The 6,965-nt window shown below is 56.0% G+C and carries 7 protein-coding genes and 1 tRNA gene; all 8 read left to right on the top strand.

Annotated features, from left to right (window positions below):
* The coding region (locus ABJK70_RS17710; protein WP_347258633.1) for a glycosyl transferase at positions 1 to 554 on the top strand (554 nt) is incomplete at its 5' end.
* A 12-nt stretch (positions 555 to 566) separates the two neighbouring features.
* Positions 567 to 2,447, top strand: a complete 1,881-nt coding sequence (locus tag ABJK70_RS17705) for a nucleoside-diphosphate sugar epimerase/dehydratase (RefSeq protein ID WP_077730801.1) — start codon at positions 567 to 569, stop codon at positions 2,445 to 2,447.
* A 60-nt stretch (positions 2,448 to 2,507) separates the two neighbouring features.
* Positions 2,508 to 2,936: a 50S ribosomal protein L13 gene (gene rplM, locus ABJK70_RS17700; RefSeq protein WP_077730788.1), complete on the top strand. Its 429-nt coding sequence runs from the start codon at positions 2,508 to 2,510 to the stop codon at positions 2,934 to 2,936.
* A 20-nt stretch (positions 2,937 to 2,956) separates the two neighbouring features.
* A complete protein-coding gene (gene rpsI, locus ABJK70_RS17695; protein WP_133717496.1) occupies positions 2,957 to 3,349 on the top strand; it encodes a 30S ribosomal protein S9 in 393 nt (130 codons plus the stop codon).
* Positions 3,350 to 3,386: 37 nt separating this feature from the next.
* Positions 3,387 to 3,460, top strand: a tRNA-Gln gene (locus ABJK70_RS17690).
* A gap of 1,078 nt (positions 3,461 to 4,538) precedes the next feature.
* Positions 4,539 to 4,961 carry a very short patch repair endonuclease gene (locus ABJK70_RS17685; protein WP_347258632.1) on the top strand — a complete coding sequence of 141 codons (423 nt, stop codon included), beginning with the start codon at positions 4,539 to 4,541 and terminating at the stop codon, positions 4,959 to 4,961.
* Positions 4,958 to 6,172, top strand: coding sequence for a DNA cytosine methyltransferase (locus tag ABJK70_RS17680; protein ID WP_347258631.1), 1,215 nt, complete (start codon positions 4,958 to 4,960; stop codon positions 6,170 to 6,172). Before ABJK70_RS17685 ends, ABJK70_RS17680 begins: the two co-directional genes overlap by 4 nt.
* Complete coding sequence (locus tag ABJK70_RS17675; RefSeq protein WP_347258630.1) at positions 6,169 to 6,813, top strand: Eco29kI family restriction endonuclease; 645 nt, start codon at positions 6,169 to 6,171, stop codon at positions 6,811 to 6,813. Before ABJK70_RS17680 ends, ABJK70_RS17675 begins: the two co-directional genes overlap by 4 nt.
* The last annotated feature ends 152 nt before the right edge of the window (positions 6,814 to 6,965 follow it).

Here is a 6,965-nt window from a genome sequence, read left to right as displayed (position 1 = left end):
ACGGCATCGCGGGAATCGAGGTTGTTTCGGTGGCGATATCCGCGTACGGGCTTCTGGCCTATCAGTCGCCGCTGTTCCCAGGGGATGCAAATGTTTTATTGTTAGCCCTGGCGGCAGCGGCGGGCGGCTTCTTATGTTGGAACTGGCCTCCCGCGAAAATCTTCATGGGGGATGTCGGGAGCGCGTTCGTCGGGTTCGTTCTGGCCGTTTTCGCGCTGCGTACCTCCGTCGAAGGTACGCTGTCCCTGGCGGTCTGGCTGATTCTGTTCGGCGTGTTTTTCGTGGATGCGACCGTGACGCTGGTGAGGCGTATGCTCAGCGGACAGCGCTGGTACGAGGCGCACCGCAGCCATGCGTACCAGCGCGCGGCGCGGTGCTGGGCCAGTCACAAGCGGGTCAGCCTGTCGGTCTTGGCCATCAATCTGTGCTGGTTATTGCCTTGGGCCTTCGCGGCGGTGCGCTGGCCGCAGCTGGAGCCGGTCTTTCTGGCGTGTGCCTATGCGCCTTTGATAGGCTTGGCGCTATGGCTGGAGGCAGGAAAACAGGGGGGGTAAGCGATGCAGGACATGCTTTCGAAAATGCGCTCGGGAACGATCATATTCATTCATGATTTGATCATGGTGGCGCTCGCCTGGCTGGGCGCTTATTGGCTGCGGTTCAATTTGTCGTTGCCGCCCGAACTCGAAACGCGGACTTCGCTGCACTGGCTGCCCCTGGTCCTCGTCGTCCAAGCCGTGTTTTTCCGCCGCTTGGGACTGTATCGCGGCATCTGGCGGTTCGCGTCCATTCCCGACCTGGTCCGTATCGCCAAGGCGTCTTGCCTCGGGATTGCCACGATCGCCATCATCCTGTTTTCCGTCAATCGGCTGGAAGGCGTGCCCCGTTCCGTCATTCCGCTCTATGCGGTGCTGCTGCTATTTCTGTTGTCCACGCCGCGGCTGATCTACCGCATCTGGAAAGATCGCGGCGCGCCGATGTCGGCCGGGCGGCGCGCGCTGATCGTCGGTGCGGGCAAGGCCGGCGAAATGCTGGTGAGGGACCTGCTTCGCGCCGCCGGGACCGAGTTCGCCCCGATCGCGTTCGTGGATGACGATCCGAAGAAGAAAGGAAGCGAGATTCACGGCGTGAGAGTGAGGGGACGTTGCGAACAGATTCCGCGGCTCGTCGAGAAATTGGAGATCGAGACGATTCTGATCGCGGTGCCATCCGCCACGGACAAGGAGATGCGGCGTCTCGTCGAAATTTGCGAAGGAACCGGCGTCCCATTTCTGACCTTGCCGTCGATGCAGGAAATGCTGTCGGGCCAAATGTCGGGGCACCTGCGCGAAGTCTCCATCGAGGATTTGCTCGGACGCGCGCCGATCAAGCTCGACCGGCAGGGCATTCAGGCCCATCTCGGCGGAAAGCGGGTTCTGGTTACCGGCGGAGGCGGCTCGATCGGCTCGGAGCTCTGCAAGCAAATCGCACAATTTTCCGTTGCCGAGCTGATCGTTTTCGAGCGCTCCGAATTCAATCTCTACCAGATCGAACGGGCGTTGAGGCGCAGCTTCCCCGGATTGCGCCTGTCCGCGATACTCGGCGATGTCACCGACAAGCTCGCCGTCGAGCAGGTGATTTCGCAATATCGGCCGGAAGTCATCTTCCATGCGGCGGCGTACAAGCACGTCCCGTTGCTGGAATATCAGGTCCGCCAGGCAGTTCAGAATAATGTTCTGGGCACTTATACGGTGGCGGAAGCGGCGATCGCGGGCGGTGTCGACGAATTCGTGCTGATCTCCACCGACAAGGCCGTAGCCCCGGAAAACGTCATGGGAGCGACCAAGCGGGCGGCGGAAGTCTTGGTGCAGAGCATGAACGGCGTCGCCGGGACTCGTTTCATCAACGTGCGTTTCGGGAACGTGCTGGATTCCGCGGGCAGCGTGGTGCCTCTGTTCCGCGAGCAAATCAGGGCCGGCGGGCCGGTCACCGTGACTCATCCCGATGTCACCCGCTATTTCATGACGATACCCGAGGCCTGCCAATTGATCATGCAGGCCGCGACCATCGGAAAAGGCGGAGAAGTCTTCGTGCTGGACATGGGCGACCCGGTCAAGATCAGCTACCTGGCCGAACAGATGATCCGCTTGAGCGGCAAACGCCCCGGACAGGATATCCGGATCGAATATGTCGGACTCCGGCCCGGCGAAAAAATCAGCGAGGAATTGTTCAACGATCATGAGGGGCCCACGCCGACCGAGCACAGCAAGCTCTTGCTGGCCCATCCCCTGACCGTCGACTATCGGATGGCCAAGAAAGCCGTGATCGAGCTGGCCGAGGCTTGCCGGTCTTTCGACGAGGCCGCGATCCTGCACAAGCTCAAGTGGCTGGTTCCGGAATACGTCCAGCGTACCGCCGCCGAGTATGGAGAAGACGATCGGTCCGCCATTCAGCGATCGCTTGTTTTATAATGTGTTGTCGGGTACCATACCCGCTTTTTCGAACAACGCCAGAGTTTGGAGCGTGCAGTAATGAAGACCTTTAGCGCAAAACCGGCCGAAGTAAAACGCGACTGGTACGTCATCGACGCGGAAGGAAAGACGCTGGGGCGCCTTTCGACGGAGATCGCGCGTCGTCTGCGCGGCAAACACAAAGCGGAATACACGCCTCATGTCGACACCGGCGACTACATCATCGTCGTCAACGCGGAAAAAGTGCGTGTTACCGGCAATAAAGAGCAAGACAAGATCTATTACAAGCACACCGGTTACATCGGCAACATGAAGTCCGTGGCCCTGGGCAAGCTGCGCGGAACTCATCCGGAGCGCATCATCCAGACCGCCGTAAAAGGTATGTTGCCCCGCAATCCCTTGGGCCGCGCCATGTTCAGCAAGCTGAAAGTCTATGCAGGGCCCACGCACAATCACCAGGCTCAACAGCCCAAATTGTTGGAAATCTAATTTAAGAAGCTGAATCAACCATGGCACAAGCGCAGTATTACGGAACAGGTCGCCGCAAAAGCGCGGTCGCACGCGTCTACGCAAAATCCGGAACCGGTCGTATTGTCGTTAACGACAAACAGCTGGAAGAGTACTTCGGCAGGAAGACCGACCAGATGGTCGTGCGCCAGCCGCTCGAACTCGTCGCTCTGATGGAAAAGATCGACGTATTCGTCAAGGTTGCAGGCGGCGGTCCCACCGGCCAGGCCGGAGCCATCCGCCATGGCTTGACCCGCGCCCTCATGAGCTTCGACGAAACCCTGCGCCAGCCGCTGCGCAGAGCCGGCTACGTCACCCGCGACGCGCGCGAAGTCGAACGCAAGAAAGTCGGCCTGCACAAAGCAAGACGCCGTCCGCAGTACTCTAAGCGTTAATGCAAGGCGCGCCGGCTTCCCCGGCGTGCTTTACTACTGGGGGATCGTCTAGCGGTAGGACTACGGACTCTGACTCCGTCAACCCTGGTTCGAATCCAGGTCCCCCAGCCAACAATTCAAAGGGCCATACTTCGGTATGGCCCTTTTTTGTTGCCTGACGCAAATAGAGCTTTGAACGCGTGCTCAGAGCCTATCTCAGTAGGCCGTTCGAAGGGTTTTGGAACCTACCGGGTATTCAGGCATTTTAGTGAAATCCTGTCTTGCGCGGTTTTCCGATTTCCAACGGTCGTCGGTATAGGATGGGCTGAGCCTGCGAAGCCCATCGATCGCGAACTGAGTCGGATAGGTAGAGCGAAGCGACAAATCGGCAGGATTGATGAAAAACATCCTTGTTTTTCACCCTAGAGCATTTTCCGATCCGGTATCAGGGAGCCCGATAGGTAGGTCGGCAATCCCTTGCCGACCTACGTTCTTCCCGCCCGAACACGAATCCGTACACCGGGATGAAAAACGCTCTAGCGGGCGCTCCGCGTCCCAATCCTCTCCCGGAGGATTGGTGCCGATTTGTACGGCAGCGCCGCCCGCAGGGATGGCGCGGCATGAGCCCCATCGATCGCGAACGATGCCTGTCCTGAGCCCCGTCGAAGGGCGCTTCCCAATGGTCAGCACATCCTATGGACTAGATGAGACCGAAAGACCGCTTCATTGAAGTGCTCCGCCTTTCCGACTTCTCATATCGGGACCTGGAGCTACGAACCGGAATTGATCGGTATCGATGGCAGAATTTGATCAACAAGGAAGGGCAAAAGCTGACGGGAGAACACTTCGAGGCCATGGAAAAGGTGTGGCGGGAATATAAGGTTGGATTGCATTCGGCGAGACATGCCTGGAGCGCGGGCAGGTTAGCCCCGAGATCGAGGAGTCCAGGAAAAAAACTAAACGAGGCTGGATAATCGCCGGAAGATCGCTGCAAGACAAAAGGGCTAGCCAGCCCAAGCCAAATTTTCTCTCCAACTTCTTGTATGCATTAGGCTGATAAAAAAGTCAGCTTACACTTAAAAACAATTATCCCGTCAGTGAACAAAAACCTGTGCCAAGACCTCACACACCGTTAAATTCAAACTGGCGCACGGGTTGCGATAAAATTACCACACCACGATGACACTCAGTGTCAGTGAGGAACGAACTGATGGATACCCTTTCCCCGGAAGAACGAAGCAAGCGGATGTCGCTCATTCGAGGCACAGGATCGGCCCCGGAGATCAAGCTTCGTCGCCTTGTCCACGGAATGGGATTTCGTTATCGACTTCACGTCAAGGAACTGCCAGGAAAGCCTGACTTGGTTTTTCCTTCGAAACGCGCGGTAATTTTCATGCACGGCTGTTTTTGGCATCGCCACCCCGATTGCAAGCTTGCAAGACTACCAAAATCGAAACTGGACTTTTGGAAGCCAAAGCTGGAAGCGAACAAAGAACGGGACTTACGCAACCAGAAGGAGTTGAGATCCTTAGGATGGCGGGTACTAGTTGTCTGGGAATGTGAAATAGATAATACCGAACGTTTGTCACTGATTATCCGGGAATTTCTGCGGGAACAAAAAGGTGAAAAATGAAATCCGTTGAGCTTTTCGCGGGCGCGGGAGGGCTTGCCATGGGAGTATCCCTCGCGGGCTTCGATTCGCTAGCCGTTGTGGAATGGGATAGATGGGCGTGCGACACGATCAGGGAGAATCAAAAGCGCGGATATCCATTGGTCCACGATTGGCCGCTTTGGGAAGGAGATGTCCGACATTTTGAATGGTCCTCAATCCCCGAGGGAATTGCCCTACTTGCGGGAGGGCCGCCATGCCAACCGTTTTCAATGGGAGGCAAGCACAAGGCGTATGGCGATGAGCGCGACATGTTTCCAGCGACGGTGGAACTCGTCCGGAAGCTAAGGCCAAAGTCCTTCATCATTGAAAATGTAAAAGGTCTTACCCGTTCAAGCTTCGCGAATTATTACCAATACATCCTGCTTCAACTCGAATTTCCGGAAGTCACGAGAAGCCACCGTGAAACATGGATGGATCACTTGCGCAGGCTGCAAGAAGAGAAAACCTCCGGCGCGCTTCATGGGAGGGGGCTTACATATAATGTTGTTCCTACCCGTGTGAACGCCGCTGACTATGGCGTTCCACAAAAGCGTGAGCGAGTCTTCATCGTGGGCTTCCGTTCCGATCTTGGCATAGAGTGGTCGTTCCCACGCCCAACGCATTCATTCGATGCGCTCCTGTATTCCCAATGGGTTTCAGAAGAATATTGGGACAGGCATAACGTACCAAAGTTAAAGCGTCCAAAGGTACCGGAAAAACTTGAAAGTAAAATCAAGAATCTAAGTTCGTCGCTTCTGCCACTGGACGAAATCCCATGGCGCACCGTTCGGGACGCTTTAATGGATATTCCAGACCCTAGGAAGCAATCGGCAAAGGAGTTCTACAACCACAACTTTCAGGACGGGGCTCGAGCATACAAAGGCCATACCGGGAGCCCGCTCGACCTTCCGGCAAAAACCCTTAAGGCAGGGGATCATGGAGTGCCTGGAGGCGAAAATATGATGGTTCTGGAAGATGGAAGCGTTCGTTACTTCAGCGTGCGCGAATCCGCTCGCCTTCAGACGTTCCCCGATGGTTATATTTTCCACGGCTCATGGACAGAGACCATGAGACAGCTTGGTAATGCCGTTCCCGTCGCCTTGGCTCGTCGAGTCGCGGCGTCGGTGGCGGAACGACTAGCGGAAGCCGAAATACGCAAATTGAGTCGCACTGGAGAAAGGAACGTCGCATGACGGATACCAATGTCGTTCCTTTCAATCCGCTCGATAAACGGCATTTAGGGGAAAGTGTCGGTCAAGCCATGCTGCGACGACCCGTTATTCCCTTGGGAAACTTGAAAACCTTCAATGGCGCGGGAATCTACGCCATTTATTACACCGGGACCTTTGCGTGCTACGAGCCAATTTCCGAGCGCAATCGCAATGAGCAATTTAGCGCTCCTATTTATGTTGGCAAAGCTGTGCCGAAAGGCGCGAGAAAAGGCGGTGATTTGGAAGCATCTCCCGGAAAGGTTCTTTTCGACAGGCTAAAGCAACACGCCAAGAGCATCGAAGAAGCCTCCAACCTGAATATTACCGATTTCCACTGCCGCTATTTGATCGTGGACGATATTTGGATTCCGCTTGGCGAGTCCTTGCTTATAGCGAAGTTTGATCCGTTGTGGAACAAACTCATCGATGGGTTTGGCAATCATGATCCAGGGAAGGGACGCCATGCCGGCATACGTCCACGGTGGGATGTTCTTCATCCGGGGCGTCCCTGGGCCGGGCGGTGCCAACCGCGTGATGAAACAGCCGAACAGATAATCCGTGAGGCTCGTGACTACCTCCGAAACAACCCGCCCCCTGAAGACAGCACCATGATAACAACCTGAACCCAGACGGCGTCAGGTTCTGGTTATGGGGAAGGTGTCAGGCTTTGGTTTATGACTATTTGATTTTGGAGCGGAGCTACTATTGTGCGGGAAATCTTCAACATCGCGATGGGAATTTTACTAGCTTGCGCGATTCTCGCTGGAGGCTTTCT

The sequence above is a fragment of the Methylocaldum sp. genome, assembly GCF_039794385.1.
Classification (GTDB): Bacteria; Pseudomonadota; Gammaproteobacteria; order Methylococcales; family Methylococcaceae; genus Methylocaldum.
The sequence above is the reverse complement of the archived record's forward strand: the minus strand, read 5'-3'. Positions and strand labels throughout refer to the sequence as shown.